The organism is Flavipsychrobacter sp., assembly GCA_041392855.1.
GTDB lineage: Bacteria > Bacteroidota > Bacteroidia > Chitinophagales > Chitinophagaceae > UBA5543.
In genome coordinates this window covers 1,955,291-1,973,788 of record JAWKLD010000001.1, presented here as the reverse complement: position 1 = coordinate 1,973,788, position 18,498 = coordinate 1,955,291, and the positions used below count along the sequence as shown (strand labels likewise).

The 18,498-nt window shown below is 37.6% G+C and carries 14 protein-coding genes; 13 read left to right on the top strand and 1 reads right to left on the bottom strand.

Annotation, left to right across the window (positions count from 1 at the left end):
• Positions 1-4 precede the first annotated feature (4 nt).
• From R2800_09160 to R2800_09120, 9 genes are all read left to right on the top strand, one after another.
• Complete coding sequence (locus tag R2800_09160; GenBank protein ID MEZ5017208.1) at positions 5-553, top strand: hypothetical protein; 549 nt, start codon at positions 5-7, stop codon at positions 551-553.
• A 51-nt stretch (positions 554-604) separates the two neighbouring features.
• The gene (locus tag R2800_09155) at positions 605-1,471 is read left to right on the top strand and encodes a DUF4271 domain-containing protein (protein ID MEZ5017207.1); all 867 of its coding nucleotides are present in this window, start codon (positions 605-607) and stop codon (positions 1,469-1,471) included.
• 46 nt (positions 1,472-1,517) lie between these two features.
• Positions 1,518-2,312: a uroporphyrinogen-III synthase gene (locus tag R2800_09150; protein ID MEZ5017206.1), complete on the top strand. Its 795-nt coding sequence runs from the start codon at positions 1,518-1,520 to the stop codon at positions 2,310-2,312.
• An 83-nt stretch (positions 2,313-2,395) separates the two neighbouring features.
• Positions 2,396-4,420 carry a thioredoxin domain-containing protein gene (locus R2800_09145; GenBank protein MEZ5017205.1) on the top strand — a complete coding sequence of 675 codons (2,025 nt, stop codon included), beginning with the start codon at positions 2,396-2,398 and terminating at the stop codon, positions 4,418-4,420.
• 187 nt (positions 4,421-4,607) lie between these two features.
• Positions 4,608-5,873: an SUMF1/EgtB/PvdO family nonheme iron enzyme gene (locus R2800_09140; GenBank protein MEZ5017204.1), complete on the top strand. Its 1,266-nt coding sequence runs from the start codon at positions 4,608-4,610 to the stop codon at positions 5,871-5,873.
• Positions 5,874-5,991: 118 nt separating this feature from the next.
• Entirely contained in the window at positions 5,992-6,810 is an 819-nt protein-coding gene (gene gldL / locus R2800_09135; GenBank protein MEZ5017203.1) for a gliding motility protein GldL, read from the top strand.
• A 97-nt stretch (positions 6,811-6,907) separates the two neighbouring features.
• On the top strand, positions 6,908-8,470 hold the full coding sequence (gene gldM / locus R2800_09130; protein MEZ5017202.1) for a gliding motility protein GldM: 1,563 nt from the start codon (positions 6,908-6,910) through the stop codon (positions 8,468-8,470).
• A 47-nt stretch (positions 8,471-8,517) separates the two neighbouring features.
• Positions 8,518-9,438 carry a gliding motility protein GldN gene (gene gldN, locus R2800_09125; GenBank protein MEZ5017201.1) on the top strand — a complete coding sequence of 307 codons (921 nt, stop codon included), beginning with the start codon at positions 8,518-8,520 and terminating at the stop codon, positions 9,436-9,438.
• Between the two features lie 77 nt (positions 9,439-9,515).
• The gene (locus R2800_09120) at positions 9,516-10,244 is read left to right on the top strand and encodes a 2-phosphosulfolactate phosphatase (GenBank protein MEZ5017200.1); all 729 of its coding nucleotides are present in this window, start codon (positions 9,516-9,518) and stop codon (positions 10,242-10,244) included.
• 1 nt (position 10,245) lies between these two features.
• Here the strand turns inward: R2800_09120 and R2800_09115 are convergent, their stop codons facing one another.
• Positions 10,246-10,887 (bottom strand): MBL fold metallo-hydrolase, encoded by a 642-nt coding sequence (locus tag R2800_09115; protein MEZ5017199.1) that lies wholly within the window; start codon positions 10,885-10,887, stop codon positions 10,246-10,248.
• A gap of 96 nt (positions 10,888-10,983) precedes the next feature.
• On the opposite strand from R2800_09115, the gene R2800_09110 reads away from it, so the two are divergent.
• From R2800_09110 to R2800_09095, 4 genes are all read left to right on the top strand, one after another.
• The gene (locus R2800_09110) at positions 10,984-14,319 is read left to right on the top strand and encodes a hypothetical protein (GenBank protein ID MEZ5017198.1); all 3,336 of its coding nucleotides are present in this window, start codon (positions 10,984-10,986) and stop codon (positions 14,317-14,319) included.
• A 98-nt stretch (positions 14,320-14,417) separates the two neighbouring features.
• Complete coding sequence (locus R2800_09105) at positions 14,418-15,365, top strand: MlaD family protein (protein MEZ5017197.1); 948 nt, start codon at positions 14,418-14,420, stop codon at positions 15,363-15,365.
• Complete coding sequence (locus R2800_09100) at positions 15,343-17,043, top strand: OstA-like protein (protein MEZ5017196.1); 1,701 nt, start codon at positions 15,343-15,345, stop codon at positions 17,041-17,043. Before R2800_09105 ends, R2800_09100 begins: the two co-directional genes overlap by 23 nt.
• Before the next feature lie 178 nt (positions 17,044-17,221).
• Entirely contained in the window at positions 17,222-18,487 is a 1,266-nt protein-coding gene (locus R2800_09095) for an aspartate kinase (GenBank protein MEZ5017195.1), read from the top strand.
• Positions 18,488-18,498: the final 11 nt, after the last annotated feature.

Sequence of the window (18,498 nt, the reverse complement as noted above, 5' to 3'; positions counted from 1 at the left end):
TGCAATGAGATCGACCTTAGTCAAAATATTTGTTCTCTTGATGTTTAGTATCGCATCGCAAGCTCAGGAACTAAAACCTATCAGTTTTTACCTGCAACATAGTGGCGTTTCTGAAGATGCTATTGAGTTTTATACAGGCAGATTAACAACTAAGAACATAGATAAGGCTTTAGAAACAGCAGATAGTATGTTTACTGATAATAACGAAACCAGGCCTTTTTATATACTGTTAACTACAAGAATGTTGAAGACAGCACGTGGTGATCTAAGTAAACAGTTGACAGTTGTATGCCGACATTTTGCAGAGCAGCACCCATCTGACTTGGCTGCCTTTTTATACCAAAAAAACCATCTTGTTAGTAGCCGATTTTCAGATTACTGGGCGTATAGGATAGCGGTTGATATCAGAGTGATCTGTGACGGGGATCTAATGACTTGTTTTAAGCAGTCTAGAAACATCGCATTGTCTAATTGTGTAGATAAGTACAAGCCTAAAATGGAGGTGCTGTACAATTTGGTTAGGCGAAATCTGAATTTATTTCAGCAAAGATAAATGCTCGGTTATGCAACTATGTGCTGTTTGGTTGTAACTTTGTAGCTTATTATGCGTTTAGGCATCCTGTTATTATTTTTTTGTTCTCTGACGTTTCTGGCCCGTGATGGGAAAGCCAACCCTTTGGCTGCAAAGTATGGCATGTCAATAAATAGCGAGGATTTGACTATCCAAACCAAGCAAGCGTATGATAGCTTAATGACAACCAATCCTATGCTGATAGCAGAGACAGAGGCAAGAGTGGAGCGCTTTCGTCATAGGGATGATAACACCTTTGATCTCTACTGGCTTATCGCTATTGTTTTGTTTTTTGGTGTTATCAACTTTACGAACGGCAGGTATTTTTATAATCTTTGGCGGTCTTTTAGAAACCCTGAATTGAGCCAAATGCAATTAAAAGACCAGCTGATGACTGCTGGATGGACGGGGTTGTTTATGAATATTTTCTTTGCAGTCTCACTAGGTACCTATCTGTATTATGTAACAACCATATTCTATCCCCAACGTTTAGCCTTGTTTTCTCCGTCTGTGCTTTTGTTGATATTTATATCGGCTGTTTTGGTGGTGTATATTGTAAAATATACGATTATCCGTTTCAGTGGGTGGATCTTCAACTTTAAAATGGTGGCGGACAATTACTTGTTTAATGTATTTCTCATTAATAAGGTAATTGCCATATTGTTATTGCCCATTATTGTCTTGCTAGCATTTGCCAAGCCGGCAATGTATGCTCCTTTGGCAATAGTGTCATTTGTCCTTGTTGGTCTTTTACTCATTAACCGGTATTTGCGCTCTTGGCAGGTGATTGGCTCGGTTTTTCAATACAGCCGTTTCCATTTTTTTACCTACCTTTGCGCCTCAGAATTGCTGCCAATGGCAGTTTTGATAAAAATGTTGACTAGCATTATTTACTATTAATAATGCGCTCTAAACAAACAGTTTTTAAAACTATTGCAAACCTTATATGGCTAAAGTTGTACGTTCTAAAAAGAAAGCAGGAGCAAAGGAAGTTAAGGTAAATAAAGTGCTTATCACACACGTACGTCCTAAAACAGACAAGTCTCCCTACTTTGATTTAGCAAAAAAATATGGTTTTGACTTAGAGTTTCACCCATTCATCAGTGTAGAAGGGTTAAGCGGTAAGGATTTCCGTAAACAGAAGATCGATATTACTGCCTTTACAGCTATTGTTTTCACCAGTAGAAAAGCTATTGATCACTTTTTCAGAATTTGTGAAGAGTTGAAGGTCAAAGTGTCACAAGACATGAAGTATTTCTGTAGTACTGAGGCTGTAGCACTTTACTTGCAAAAGTTTATTCTGTATCGTAAAAGAAAAGTATTCTTTTCGGCAGATGGTAGTACTGATGGCTTATTGGAGATAATAGCGAAACATAAAAACAATGAGCGCTTTATCCTTCCTACTTCCGATACGGGGGGGAAAAACGACATTTGCCAATTCATGACAAATGAAGAATGTGACTTTGTAGAGGCTACACTTTTTAGAACGCAGTCGACAGATATAGCACCCGTTATGAAAGAAGGGTTTGATGTGATCGTTTTCTTTAGTCCTAACAGTGTTCAAACATTGTTTGAGCATGATCCAAAGTTTAAGCAAAACGGTACCCTGATCGGAGCATTTGGGCCTAGTACGTCAAAAGCTATTGAGGATGCAGGCTTGAGGTTAGACATAAAAGCACCAATGCCTAATGCACCTTCTATGGCATCAGCAATAGAACTATTCCTTAATGATAATAAGTAAGACACTTCAATATAATTTTGATGAATGGCTCAAAGTAATTTGAGCCATTTTTTTTGTCTCGTATTTTTGAAAAAAATAAGATCATGGCTAATCGATTGATACATGAACAAAGCCCCTATTTACAGCAGCATGCGCACAATCCTGTTGACTGGTACGCATGGGGTGATGATGCCTTTGATAGGGCAGCAAAGGAAGGTAAACCTGTATTGGTGAGTATAGGCTATGCAGCTTGTCATTGGTGCCATGTAATGGAACGTGAAAGCTTTGAAAATGAAGAAACGGCTGCATATATGAATGAGCATTTTATCAACGTGAAAGTTGATAGAGAAGAACACCCCGATGTGGATGGAATGTATATGGATGCAGTGCAGGCTATAACGGGTAATGGAGGATGGCCTTTGAATGTTTTTGTTACCGCAGATAGAATACCGTTTTATGGAGGAACTTATTTCCCCCCGACAGAAATGTATGGCAGGTTGTCTTGGAGGCAAGTGTTGGAAAGAATGAATGAGATATGGGTAAAGCAAACAGGAGAAGTAAAAATGCAGACAACCCAAATGCTGCAATACTTGAAACAAACGTCATTAATTGCAACTAGAACAGAACAAAAAAGAGTATCAAAAGAAGTTAATGAAGAGCTGCTAAATACTTTGTTGAAAAATGCTGATAGTCGATATGGAGGCTTTGGTAAGGCGCCAAAATTCCCTTCAACAATGGCTATCAAGTATCTGTTAGACAACTATCATTTTTATTGTAATGAGAGTGCGTTAAAACAGGCTTTATTGTCATTAGATATGATGATAAATGGCGGTATTTATGACCAGATAGGTGGAGGTTTTGCTAGATATTCTACTGACGATAAATGGTTAGCACCGCACTTCGAAAAGATGTTGTACGATAATGCCTTGATCGTTAGTGTGCTATGTGATGCTTACAGCCTTACTCAAAACGAACGGTATAAAGAGGTTATAGAAGAAACTATAGCTTTTTGTGAGCGAGAGTTGTCGAATGGTAATGGAGGCTATTATTGCGCAATTGATGCGGATAGTGAGGGGGTAGAAGGTAAGTTCTATACATGGACATGGCAAGAGTGGGAGGCATTGAATGTAGCCCCTATACTGACTGAATATTTTGGGGTGGTAAGAGACGGTAATTGGGAGGGGACAAACATTCTGCATGTTACTAAAACAGCAAAAGAAGTAGCGGAAAAAAACGGTCAAAATGAAGCTGATTTTATCGCTAAAATAAAGTTGTTTAAAAAGCAATTATTTGCAATTAGAGCAAAGAAAATACGCCCCTCAACTGATGATAAATCATTATTGTCTTGGAATGCTTTAATGAATGTTGCATTGACGAAAGCCGCTGCAGTATTGGGTGATAGCCAATACTTGGTAAAGGCTACGGAACATTTAGAATGGATGATGAAGGTGTTTGTGTTTGAGGATAAACTATTACACACCTGGAAAAATGGAACAGCTAAGATCACGGCTAAACTTGATGATGTAGCTTATTTGATAAATGCGATCATTAACTATGCATCTGTAACTGGCGATAAGAAAAAACTGTACGAAGCTGTTGATATTATTGAAAGAGTAAACAATGAGTTTTTGCACGAGGATAAGAGCTTTTATTACTACAGTTCTTCCTTGCAGAAAGATATACCTGTAAGGAAAGTAGATGTATATGACGGGGCTTTACCGTCTGCTAATGCGGTAATGGCTGATAATCTGCTCCGGTTGGGGGTGGCTTTAGAAAAAAATAATTGGATAGAACAAGGGGAGTATATGGTAGCGAATTTGACTGCAAATTCAGTCAAATATCCTAGTTCATTTGCCTATTGGGCTCAGCTGTTACAGTATGGTTTAGTTGGCATGTATAAGGTGGATTTTATAGGAGATAATGCGGAAAAATTACATGCGGAATTGCTGAAGTATTATGTACCTAATGCCGTCAAACTACTGCCTGTAAAGGATGGTAGCGATATGGATGGGTTCTCGTCTCGAGGATTTGCCCAACAACTAGAGATTAATATTTGCAGCAAAGAAATGTGTTTGCCACCCGTTAATACAGTAAAGGAAGTACTGGAAAAGTTACGAATGAGTAATTAATATATTGTGTATGAACTAGTTTAATAAAAAGTCTCCGTTGTTAAATTTCTTAACAATTTTTTTTTTGACACTTGCATTTTTGGAAAAATCTTTAAATATTGTGCATCGGTTCAATGACATATATGTGTATTGTTCCAAAAAAAATTACTTTATTTGCTTAATCGCAAAAAAATTAACTATTAGTAGTATGAAACAACTTTCCCTGATGATCTCGGCGGTAGCATTAATAGCCTTAGCTGCTAGTTGTGGCAGACCAGGCAACGGAGGTCAGTTGGTAGGAGAACCAAACCAAATGAACTACAACGCTCCTGTTCCTCTAGGTATGGTATATGTTCCTTCCGGTGTATTGAAAATGGGAGCCAGTGATGAAGATGTACGTGGCAAGAACGACGCGCTAATACGTACAGTTCAGATGACAGGCTTCTATATGGATGCAACTGAAATCTCAAATGCAGAGTACCGCCAGTTTACTAACTGGGTGCGCGATTCCATGGCGCATGTACAATTGGGTGATTTCATTGACCTTGATGATGGTAGTCAGAGAGTGGATATGAAAAAACGTATCAACTGGAAAGATGAAGATCTTCAAGATCAATTGATCAATTTCTACATTCCTGCTAACCAAACAGGTTGGGGTGTGAAAGAATTTGATAATTCTAAGCTAGTATATCATTACGAAGAGTTTGATTACGAAGCAAGCGTTAAAAATCAAGCTGCTCCTCGTACAGACTTTATCGTTAAGAAAGACATTGCTATCTATCCAGATACTACTGTATGGATGAGACAATTCACTTATTCTTATAACGAGCCTATTGCTAAGCAATATAACTGGTTCCCTGCATTTAACAACTATCCTGTTGTTGGTGTGAACTGGCACCAAGCTCAAGCTTTCTGTAACTGGCGTACCAACCTATGGCGCGTAGAAAGAGAAGATGATAAAATGTACTTTGAGGGTAAGTTCCAACTTCCTAATGAAACAGAGTGGGAGTGGGCAGCACGTGGTGGACGTACAGAGTCTCCTTATCCTTGGGGTGGACCATATGTGGTTAACAAAAAAGGTTGTTACTTAGCTAACTTCAAGCCTCAACGTGGTAACTATGCTGCTGATGGTGGTTTATACACTGTTCCTGTTGACCGTTATTGGCCAAATGATTATGGCTTATATAATATGGCAGGTAACGTTGCTGAGTGGACTGAGTCTTCTTATTTCACAACGTCTTATCAAACTGTTTCTGATATTAACCCTGAAATAGGTTATAAAATAAAAGAGAACGATCCTCAGTGGATGACGCGTAAAGTACTACGTGGAGGTAGCTGGAGAGATGTTGCTTTCTATCTTCAAACTAGTACTCGTGATTACGAGTATGCAGATACTGCTAAGTCTTACATCGGATTCCGTTGTATTTACCAGCAGATACATCCTGCATTAACTAATAGAAGAACCACTAACTAGAAGTAAAAGGAAAAGCTTGAAATATTAACTATTAGATAATATTTTTAATATATCAACGTTAGTATTAGTAGCACGTGTTTTATAATATTATTGTCAACTCTTAGAAAAAATATATACAATGGGTTCTATAGCATTGTTTTTTGAAACCAAACAAGGTAAATACATAAAAAACCTTATCATTGGTATGGGTGCATCAGTTGTACTTTTGGGTGCACTGTTTAAAATTCAGCACTGGCCATTTGCAGGTATTATGCTTACTGCAGGTATGCTTACTGAGGCGTTTATATTTGCATTATTAGGTTTGCTTCCTCCTCACAAGGATTATTACTGGGAGCGTTTTTATCCAAATATTGACGAGAATCCTCATGTTGAGGCTTACCGTAAAGGGTCTAAATTTGATTCTGCGGCAGGTAAAGTTTCTCCTGGTGCTACGCTAGACAAGATGATGGAAGATGCACAAATCACTCCAGCTAACATTCGTAAGCTAGGTGATAACTTCCAGAGATTTGGAGCTGTTGTGGAGCAAATCAAAGATGTTTCAGATGTTACATCTGCTACAAATGAATATTCTCAAAGTGCACGTGATGCAGCTTCTGCATTAGGTGAAATGAAAAATACATTCATTGGTGCTAGTAATACTATGGCATCATTTAACAACGCTGCTGAGGATACTACTAAATTCCATGAGCAAGTACAAGTATTATCTCGTAACCTTGGTTCTCTAAACCAAATTTATGAGGTGGAGTTGCAAGATGCTAACAATCATCTTAAAGCAATGAACAAGTTCTACAGTAACTTAGTAAGTGCTTCTGATGCAATGGCTTCTAGTGCACAAGATGCAGTAGCTGCTAAAGAGCAAATTGCTCAATTGTCTAAGAACTTGACTACGCTTAATAGCATATATGGAAACATGCTAACTGCAATGCAGGGACGCTAGTAGTAATGTGATAAGGAAGTTTATGGTGTTTTTATAACATCTTAAGCGTGAATGGGTATAAAATAATTTAGTAATAACTAAGTAAACTTATAACAGGATGTCTCTACCTAAAGAGCCGCGGCAGTTAATGATTAACTTGATGTATTTGGTGTTGACAGCAATGCTAGCACTGAACGTGTCATCTGAGATCCTGCATGCATTTAAAACTATCAATAGAAGTATTAAGTCCTCTAATTCTGCTATTGAACAGAAAAATAACCAGCTTTACGACGCTTTCAATGAGAATGAAAATCAAGAAGGTCAAAAAGCACGTGTGAAACCATTTAACGATAGAGCAAAGCAAATAAAAGCAGCCTCTGCTGAAATGGTATCATACCTTGAAGAATGGAAGGATAAAGTGATACAACAGGCTGGTGGTTATGATGATGAGGGCGAAATAAAGAATGAAAGCGATATTGATGCAAGTACAAAATTACTTGTTGAAGATAAGGGTGGTGAAGAGCTTAAGCAAAAATTGACTGATTTACGCAACATGATGCTTAACGCAATTGAAAACCCAGCACAAAGAGCGTCATTGGAGAAGGAAATGCAAATCAAAATAATTGAAGCTGAGAAAAATGAGAACAATCCTCAAGGTGATTGGTCTATGGCTTACTTCAATAAAATGCCTACGATGGCTGCTGTAACATTACTTTCTAAATTCCAGAATGATATTAGAAGTAGTGAGGCAATGGTTGTTCAAAGGTTATTTGATGGTGCAGGAGCAGAACAAATCAAGTTTGACGCATTCCAAGCTATTGCTATACCAACACCAGCATATGCACTTGAAGGTCAAAAAATAACTGCTAAAGTTTTCATGTCTGCATATAACAGACACGTAAAACCTAACGTAAGTTATAGCACAGGCCAAGAAACAAGAGTAGATAGTGGTATTTCTCATTGGGAGACTACAGCTACTGGTGTAGGTTTAAAGACTGTATCAGGTAAAGTATCGATTGACCTTGGTGGTCGTGTTGAAGAAAGAGATTACTCTTTTGAATACATGGTTGGTTCTACAGGTGCATCTATCCAACTTGATAAAATGAACGTATTCTATATTGGTGTTCCAAACCCAATTACAGTATCTGCGGCAGGTTATTCTCTTGAGGATATCTCTGTAAATATTCCAGGTGCTACTGTTACAGAAAATACATCTGCAGGTAAAGGTCACTATATAGTTAACGTTACTAAGGCAGGTAAAGTTCCGGCAGACATTATGGCCAAAACAGACAATGGCCCTAAGAAAGTTGGTGGACTTGAGATACGTGTTAAATATATCCCCGATCCAGTTGCTAAAATTGGTGGTAAAACAGGTGGTGGTTTATTAACTAACGTATTTAAAGCACAATCTGGTGTTGTTGCTGAGCTTGAAGCTTTCGATTTTGAAGCACGTTTCGTAGTTACTGAATTTGAATTCAGTTTATTACCTAAACGTGGTGAGATTCTTGGACCATTCCCAGTAAAGAGTGCTTACTTGAAAGGACCTAGAGGTAATAAGCAAGTTGAAGACTTGATCAATAGAGCAAAACCAGGTGATAAGGTATTTGTTGAAGAAATTAAAGGTATTGGACCAGATAAAAGACAACGTAAGTTGAATTCTATTACTTTGCGTCTAATGTAATAATTGTTATATTTATCTTTTATTATAATAAATCAGTAAGGAATATTATGAATATCCCTAAATTATACAAAGTTGCAGCAGCTACAGCACTATTCTTATTTGCTGGTAGCGCAGTATTTGCCCAACAATTCAATACTGCTGATGGGGAATCTTTCAAGGCGAATGAAGCCGTTAAAGAAGGATGGGAACCATCATTAGTACTTGACGGTGTGTACGATAGAGTACCACATATCAATAAAGTTTTGGATTGGCAATATCTTCGCGAAGCCGATGTAATGTGGAAGAAAAGAGTTTGGCGTGAAATCGATATTAGAGAGAAGCAGAACATGGCGTTCCAATTCCCTGGTGACGAGTTCAGCGGTGGTGGATATTTCATAGAGATTATTCTTGACGCTGTTAAAAAAGGTAAGATAAAAGCATATTCTAACCTTGATGATCGTTTCTCTAATGCCTTATCTAAGGATCAGATCATGGAGTTCCTTATAGGTAAGCCTGATACCGTTTATGTAACTGACCCTGTATCTGGTGAAGTTCAGATGGTGATCACTAGTAGAGAGTTCAACCCTGAGGTTGTTACTAAGTACAGAATTAAAGAAGATGTAGTATTTGATCGTAACGTAGGTAGAATGATAGTTAGAATACTAGGTATTGCTCCTATACAGGATAGATACAATGAAGACGGTACTTTCCGCGGTTCTCAAGCTATCTTCTGGTTGTACTACCCAGAAATGCGTCCAATGTTGGCTCAGTATGAGGTATTTAACCCAGAGAATGATGTAGCAAGAATGACTTGGAATGATTTCTTCGAAGGTCGTTTCTTCTCTAGCCGTATCATTAAAACAAGTAATCCATTTGACATGAGTTACAGAGATAGAAGTCAGTTTATGTCTGATCTAGAAGCTCTATATGAAGGTCAACGTGCAGCTGAAAAGTTATTCAACAAAGAGCACGATATGTGGGTTTACTAATAACAGAATATATCTAATTTAAATATGCAGAGCCGCTAATTTTAGCGGCTCTGTTTTATAAATGACTTTTGAATAAAATGGCTACAGCACCAAGACTAGAAGTTTGCCTTTCTCCCTCCCTACTACATTTATTTGACACGAAGAATACTATTGTTGTTATAATAGATGTTTTCCGTGCTACATCAACTATTGCAGCTGCTTTGCATAATGGTGCGGAATATGTTTTGCCTGTAGCTACCGTAGAAGAGTGTATTGCTATTGGGAAGGCTACAGATAATAGTATTACTGCTGGAGAGAGAAACGGACAAATAGCAGAAGGGTTAGAATATGGTAATTCTCCTTCAGAATACCCTAGATCATTTGTAGAAGGTAAGAGATTGATACTAACAACGACTAATGGCACTAGACTATTACACATGGTGCAAGATTCTAGTGAGATAATAACAGGCTCTTTTTTAAACCTAAGTGCGGTTTGTGATTATTTACTAGAACAAAAGCAGAATGTATTGTTGGCATGTGCTGGTTGGAAAGACCGATTTAATTTAGAAGATGCGTTATTTGCTGGGGCAGTAGCTACACGTATCCGTAGTCATTTTCAAGACAATTGTGATAGTGTAAGGGCTACAACATTACTATACAATGACTGTATTAGCAAAGGAAGCATAATAGACTATTTAAGGGATTCAGCACATTATTTACGTTTATCAGCTTTTGGGTTACAGCATGATATGGAATATTGCGCTACTCCTGATTTACATCCAGTTCTACCAATACTAAAAGGGGATAAATTAGTAATACACGAGTAAACTACCCTTGTACAAACGGGTTAGTTCTTTTTTCGATTCCTATTTGCGTAGCAGGACCGTGACCTGAGTGGACTATTACATCATCCGGCAATGTATATAGCTGGTTTTTGATGCTGTTGATCAAGGTATCATAGCTACCTCCAGGTAAGTCTGTACGACCTATACTGCCAGCAAATAACACATCTCCTCCTATTAGCCAATTATCAGCAGCAGAATAGAATATAATGCTACCAGGTGAGTGTCCTGGAGCAAGTCTTATCTCTATTGACTCATTATCCAACTGGTAGTTAGGTATGTCACTAATGTAAAAATCTGGTTTAGGTGCGGTTTTAAAGTCTAAACCAAACACTGCAGCAGAACCCGCTGCTGAATCTAGTACAGGTTGTTCTAGTTTGTGTATACCAAAAGGGATATTGTAGGTCTCCTTCACATAATCAACACCAAAGATATGGTCAATATGCGCATGTGTGTTGATAATAGCCTGAGGAATAAGGTCAGTATCATTGATGTATTTCGACAAAATCGCACATTCTGCAGCATTATACATACCAGGGTCTACAATCCAACAATGCTTTTCTTCGTTATGTATAATATAAGTGTTCTCCTGAAAGGGATTAAAAGTGAATGATTGCAGAGATAACATGTTTGACGCTGATTTTTTCAGTAATTTAGAATACTATTTCAGGCAAAAATAGGACTTCTTCCAGTTTTGTAAGAATAAGGTTAAGGATAGAATTATATGAAGCTATTAGGTAAAAATAAGTATATACTTTCAACGCTGTTATTATGCTTGTGTATTGGTAGTACAGTAGAGTCGGCGGCACAAGCAAATTTGGAAATATTTGGACAAAATCGCGTTCAATACCGCAATTATAAATGGAAATATTACGAAACAAAGCATTTCAGAATATATAACTACGATAGAGCGGGTAAAGAATTGGCAAGGTATGTTGCAGAGCAGGTTGAAAATGATATTAGTTTAATAGAGAAAAAGCTAGGTGGTGAATTCCCCAATAGGTTCAATATCATACTATATAACTCTTACGATGAGTATAGACAGAGGAATATTGGCAGAAAATATGATTCACAGTTGCAAAGTATTCCTGCTGGAACGCTAAATATAGTTGGTGATAAACTCGTAGTATATTTTACAGGTGAACATGCTGATCTGCGTAGGCAAATAAGAAAAGGTGTTTCTAGAGTGATCATGGAGAAGATGCTCTTTGGTGATAATATTAGAGATATGGTTAGGAATGCAGTACTTGTAAATTTGCCTGAATGGACAGTTTATGGTTTTATTTCTTACTTAGTAGATGGATGGGATACAGAGAGTAGTAGTGAGTGGAAAAACTTACTAAAAACACATCCGGATAAAGGGTTTTATGAGTTAGCTGAAAAGAATCCTGAACTAGCTGGTAAAGCATTTTGGAAATATTTATCAGATAGATATGGAGAGCATACAATGAAGAATGTGGTGTATACCATGCAGCTAAAAAGTAGTTTAACTCACGGTATAAAATCGACCTTGGGACAGACTGTAAGGCAAACCTACGACTCAACGATAGCATTCTACAATAACATATATGCAGAGGATGAAGCAGTTAGAGAACAAATTGACTCTACATTGTTAACAGAGGTGAAAGTGCCTCAAGATGGTTCTATATTAAGAGATATAATTGTAGCTCCACATGGTGGAGATGTCGCATATGTTACATGGAAAGACGGTGAATACAAAGTGCATATTCAAAAAGCAACTAATGCAGAAGTAGTATCAGTAATTTTGGAAGGTGGTGTGAAAGATTATAACGAGTTACCTGACCAAGACTATCCTTTAATAACATGGTCGAGTACAGGGTATAAACTAGCTATACTTTATATAAGAAAAGGAGAAACCCGATTAAGGGTATACAACTCTTTAAAAGCCAGGATAGAGAATTATGTCATTCCTAATAATAGGTTTGACAGACTCTTGAGTATGACCTTTATGGAAGATGACAACAAACTGGTTTTCTCGGCTATAAAAAAGAGTCAAACCGATCTATACGAGTTCACAATTAAAGGAAAGCGTATGAAGAATATTACAGACGATGCTTGGGATGACCTGCAGCCATGGTTTGTAAGTGGTGGGTCGAGAAAGGGGGTGCTGTTCCTTTCCAACAGAACAACATCTAATATAGAGGCTCCAATTGGGGTGAATGAACTGCCCAACGGCCCTATGAATATTTATTTCTACAACAGTATTACCGGTAGTAAAGAGTTGGTAAAGCTGACAGATGTTAATGGTGGTGAGATAAAACAACCGATACAGTATGGAACAGATCATTATGCTTATCTGTATGACAAAAACGGCATCCAGAACCAATATGTAATAACGGTGAAAACAGGCAGTGACGGTAAGTTAAAAGCAGTATCAACACCTGTAACGGATTTTCCTAGTAATGTTATTACTCATCAATACAATCCTGGGCCTAATAAAGCTGCATATATTATAAGAGATGGGTCTCATTATAAGGTATTCTATAAGCCTCTAAAAATACCTAACGTAGAAGCTCCATCCCCTGTTCTGGCACCTACTAATTTATTAAGAACAGAACAGAGTAAAACAAAAAGTGTGCTTAATATAAAGCCAAAAGTCCAAAAAGAAATAGAAGAACAAGAAGACACGCCAATACTACGAAGTGGTAATATCTTCCAGTCAGAATTTGAAGATGAAAAGAAACCAAAGAAAAAAATAGTAAAAAAGAAACCTGAAGAAACATATGAAGAGCCTAGCGTGGAAGAGGAGGATGATGAGGATGTAATTGTAACAAAAGGAGTGGATAGCTCTTATATAAAAATGAGAGCTGCACCATACAAACTAGCCTTCAAGCCAGATTTCTTCTCTGTTCGTCTCGATAATAGTGTGCTGTTCAATAGATATCAACCATCAGGAGCTAATGCTAATACTTTTGTAAACCCAAGTTTGGGTGGTATGATAACGGTAAGTTTAGATGATGTGATGGAAGACTATAGAGTGACCGGGGGTGTAAGACTACCGGTTAACTTTTCAGGTACTAGTTATTTTCTACAGTACGAAAACTACAAGCGTAGGGTAGACTGGTCAATCTTATATTTAAGAACGCAACGTTCTCAAACTTATGATGTAGCCTATGGCGATAGTAGTGGTAATGTGTTCTTCACTAATGAGCAAATAGGGAAAACCTCTACAGATCTAATACAAGGATATGCCAGTTATCCTTTTAGTAGAAGAAGTAGTATAAGAATGACTTTTGGTGTTAGAAGAGATGCGCTGAACTTTAAGTCTCAAGACACGTTGAGTTTATCTTTCGACCCGCCAAACCCCAACCAATATTGGATATTGAGTAGAGCGGAATATGTGTTTGATAATAGTGTAACGCCGACCATGAATATATACAAAGGTGTTCGTGCCAAAGTGTATGGAGAATATTTCTACAAGTTGACGGAAAAAGCTGGAGGGTTATATAATATAGGTGCAGATATGCGCTACTATAAAAAGCTATATAAAAACTTTACATGGGCTACCAGGGCAGCATTTGCCCATTCTGGTGGTGATTATAAGCTATTGTACTTTGTTGGAGGTGTTGATAACTGGCTAGGAGCTAAAAATGCACAAACATCTATTCGTCCGCCAGTAGAGCAGTATGCCTTCCAAACTCTAGCAACCAACCTTCGTGGGTATGAGCAGAACTCATGGAATGGTAATTCTTTTGGAGTAGTAAATACAGAACTTAGACTACCTGTTTTAACTACGTTCTTAAAAAGACCGATACAGTCGCCAATTTTGAGAAACTTACAATTAGTGGTATTTGCAGATATGGGGTCGGCTTGGGCAGGATTGTGGCCTAATGGAGATAATCTGAATAATAGTTTAAGCCTTTCGAATACCAATGTGAATATAACAGTAGATGATAAATCAAAAGGTTTTGGTATTGGTTATGGTGCAGGTATCAGAACTATGGTGTTTGGTTATTTCTTAAGATTAGATTCTGGATGGAATATTGATGATAATAAGACCAAACCGTTATTGCATTTTTCAATAGGTACTGACTTCTAGAGATATTCCTATTATTCTGTTATAACTTAACAAATAGGCTGTTTTAGGGCTAAGATTGCTAGTCATTTATTACTTTTGCTGCAAACGCACGCTGTTTTATGAAACTTTCAAAAGAAGCTAAGGTCGGTTTATTGGTATCTATCGCTTTAGTGATCTTCTTTTTAGGATTTTACTTCTTAAAAGGGGCTGACATACTATCCGGTGAAAATGAATATTATATCTATTACGACCAAATACAGGGGTTGCAGCGGTCTGCGTCTGTACAGGTAAAGGGCTTGAAAGTAGGACGTGTTTCTAATATTGAATATAGAAATGGTGAAAGGATAAAGGTAACCATAGCTGTAAGTAAGGATGTGGATGTACCTGTAGGTACTACAGCGGAATTAGCATCTGTAGATCTACTAAACCCCAAGGTGATAAGATTAAACTTAGGAACGGGTACTGCTTTGCTGGAAGATGAATCAGAGTTAAAAGCAGTAGTAGATGCAGGTTTAATAGATAATTTGTCTTTAGAGCTATCTCCTTTAATAGTGGAAGTAAGGCATGTTGCTGCATCATTAGACACAGTATTGATAGGGTTGAGCGGTATCTTGAACGAAGAGACTGCAAATAACCTGTCTCGTACAACAAAGTCATTAGATGTAGGTATGCATAACCTGTCTCAGCTTGCTGAAAAGTTGAATAATGAGAGTGAGAATATTACCTCTATAATCAAGAACGCCAATAGTATTACAGGTAATATAGCAGAGAATAACAAACAGATTACCAACATCATCCAGAATGCAGAAAAAACTACCAAGCAACTGGCAGGTGCACCAATAGAGCAGACAGTAAAGGACTTGCAGAAAACAGTAAAAGAGTTACAGTCTGTTATTGCGAAGATGAATGGTACTGAAGGCTCGCTAGGATTATTGGTAAACGATAAGCAACTATACGAGAACTTGAACGAAACACTAGAGACACTGAATGTCTTAATGACAGATTTGAACGAACATCCTTCTAGATATATTAATGTCAACATCTTTGGCAAAAAGAGAAAAGACTAGGTCTTTAGCAGCATCAAATAGCCTACTACTGTTGATAATACCAGTACATATAAAGAAGTATTTATTACTAATTGTCTCCATTTTTTTGGTGATGGACCTTTCTGCGCAAGAAAGTAAATCAGACACCTCAAAAAAGGTGGATATAAATATCGTACATGCAGAATACGGAGAGTATGTAGAAACAGATACTAATGCCTTCAACAAACTGGTAGGTAATGTAGAGCTGGAGCAAGAGGGGAATTTGATGTATTGTGATAGTGCCTATTTAAACATCGAAACAAATAATGTAGAAGCTTTTGGTGATGTGTATATCAAACAGCCCGATGGCACAGAAGCAGCTAGTGATTACTTGAAATATACAGGTAACACAAGGATGGCTTACATGAAAGGAAATGTAAGTCTTACAGATGGTAAGGATAACTTATGGTCGGAAGAAGTGACCTATAATATGAAGACCAAGGTAGGAACCTACGCGCAAGGCGGTACACTGCAAAGTGGTCAGACTACATTATCCAGCAATAGTGGTGAGTATAACTTAAGAACAAAGGATGCACGTTTTATTGAAGATGTTATGGTCTATGACCCAGAGTATGAAGTAGTGTCGGATGAAATGGGTTACAATACAGAGAGTAAGATAGTAAGCTTTTTTGCACCTTCAGTAGTTACAAGTGATAAGTCAGTATTAAGAACAACCTGTGGTACTTACAATACTATTTTAGAGTTAGCAAATTTCCCATGCCGCTCTTCTACACAAAGTGAAGAACAGTATTTGGAAGCTGACTATATAGATTATGATAAAAAGAAAGGTATAGGTTTAGCACAAGGTGATGTGATCGCAATAGATACTACACAAAACATTACACTTTATTGCGGTAGAGCAGATGTGAATGAAAAAAGAAAAACCACACTTGCCACTATAAAGCCTGTATTGAAACAGAATAGCGGAGATGATAGCCTTTTTATAAGAGCAGATACCTTTTTCTCGGCACCTATTCCCTTAGCTACAGATACCGTTACGACAATTATAAAAAAAGGTAGGGGGAAAAAGAAAAAAGAGGAAGTAATAAAAACACTGGACTCTACGTCTATAGACAAGTCTCGTAAAAGATACCTTACAGGCTATCATAATGTGCTTATCTACTCAGATTCCTTACAGGGTAAGTGTGATAGTATGAGCTATTCGGATGAGGACTCTGCAATGCGCTTAATGTATGAGCCTGTATTATGGTCTAGAAAAAGCCAGATAACAGGTGATACCATTCTGTTGTATATGGACAGTAGTGAGTTGAGTAAAATGTACATTCCTAGTAAGGCGTTTGTTATATCTCAATCAGGCCCAGATAAGGCAAAACTTTATGATCAGGTTCAAGGTAAAACATTGACGGGTTATTTTGAGAAAAATGCGCTTAAGGAAATATTAGTAAAACCTAATGTAGAAACCATTTACTACTCCGTAGACGAAAGTGGTGCATATATAGGTGTTAATGAAGCCACAAGCGCGAGAATGAGGATGAGGATGAGAATGAAAGAGCAGTCCATAAGTAGTATTGTGTTTGAGCAGGAAGTAAAACAAAAGATGACACCACTACAAGATGTTGACCTTACTAAGATGAAACTCAAGGGGTTCATCTGGTTACCTGAATTAAGACCTCGTAGTTTGGCGGAGTTATTTGAATAACCATTTTGGAGTATTGGAGAATTATTATAGATTTGCCCACAAATGATGATAAAAAAGCTATATAAGACAATAAAACCTCTTGCCGCAAGGTAGGCCTGGTGTGTTATGTAGTACAACATATTTAATCAAAGGCTTACCAATTAGGTAAGCCTTTTTTGTATCTAATAAAAAAATAAACATGCTTGTTTACAAATTTGGTGGGGCATCAATAGCCAACCCGGAAAGAATGAAGGCATTACTGCCTATCATACAAGAGGCGGAAAAGCCGATCTTGGTGATTGTATCAGCATTGGGTAAAACAACCAATGCATTAGAGGAAATAGTAAACAAGGCATGTAAGGGTAAGAAACAGGAAGCACAGGCATTGGTAAAAGAGCTGGAGCAAAAACATTTGAATTATGCAGCAGAGATATTGGAAGGTAATTATTTGACGGAGGCTCAAAAAGCTATGGATGTGTTCTTTACAGAATTGCAATGGGCAGTAGATGACGCAGATGCTAATAGATTTGACTACTCTTACGATCAGATAGTATGTATAGGAGAGTTGCTTTCTACAAGGATATTTGGATTGTATCTAGAGCAAGAAGAACAAGGTTTTGATTGGGTAGATGTACGAGATGTTATCCGTACTGATGATACTTATAGAGATGCCAGAGTTGATTATGACTATTCGAAGAAGCAAGCAGAAAATGTAATAGCTCCTCTAATAGCAAAGGGCAGAAACGTGATCACGCAAGGTTTTATCGGCGCTACTTCTGATAATGAATCTATTACCTTAGGTAGAGAAGGGTCGGACTATTCTGCTGCACTTTTTGCAGCCATGCTAAATGCCAATAGTGTTACAATATGGAAGGATGTGGAGGGGTTGAAAAATGCAGATCCTAAGCAGTTTTCAGATACGGTTAAGATAGAGGCGATCAGCTATCATGAGGTCATAGAGATGGCTTATTATGGTGCTCAGGTAATACACCCTAAAACAATTAAACCATTACAGAATAATAATATCCCTCTATATGTAAAATGCTTCCTTGATAGGAGTTTAAAAGGTAGTGTGATACGTAGTGAAGTGAGTAATTTGTTCTACCCACCATTGATCGTATTGAAGAAAAAGCAACTTTTACTGCAAGTAACAGCAAAGGATTTTTCTTTTATAACTGAAGATAAATTGAGCGAAATATATGGCATCCTGCACCAGTTGAATATCAAAGTAAACCTGATGCAAAACCAAGCAATTAGCTTCATCGCTTGTATAGACCATAAGGAAAGGAAACTAGCTCAACTGTTAGAGTTGTTGAGCAAGAATTATGAAGTATTTGACAATGAAGATGTGAGCCTGTTAACGATCAGGCACTATACACACGGTATGCTAGCCGACTTGACCAAAGGAAGGCATATATTGCTAGAACAACGCACAAAGGAAACAGTGCAAGTAGTAATGAAATAAAGAAAGCCCCA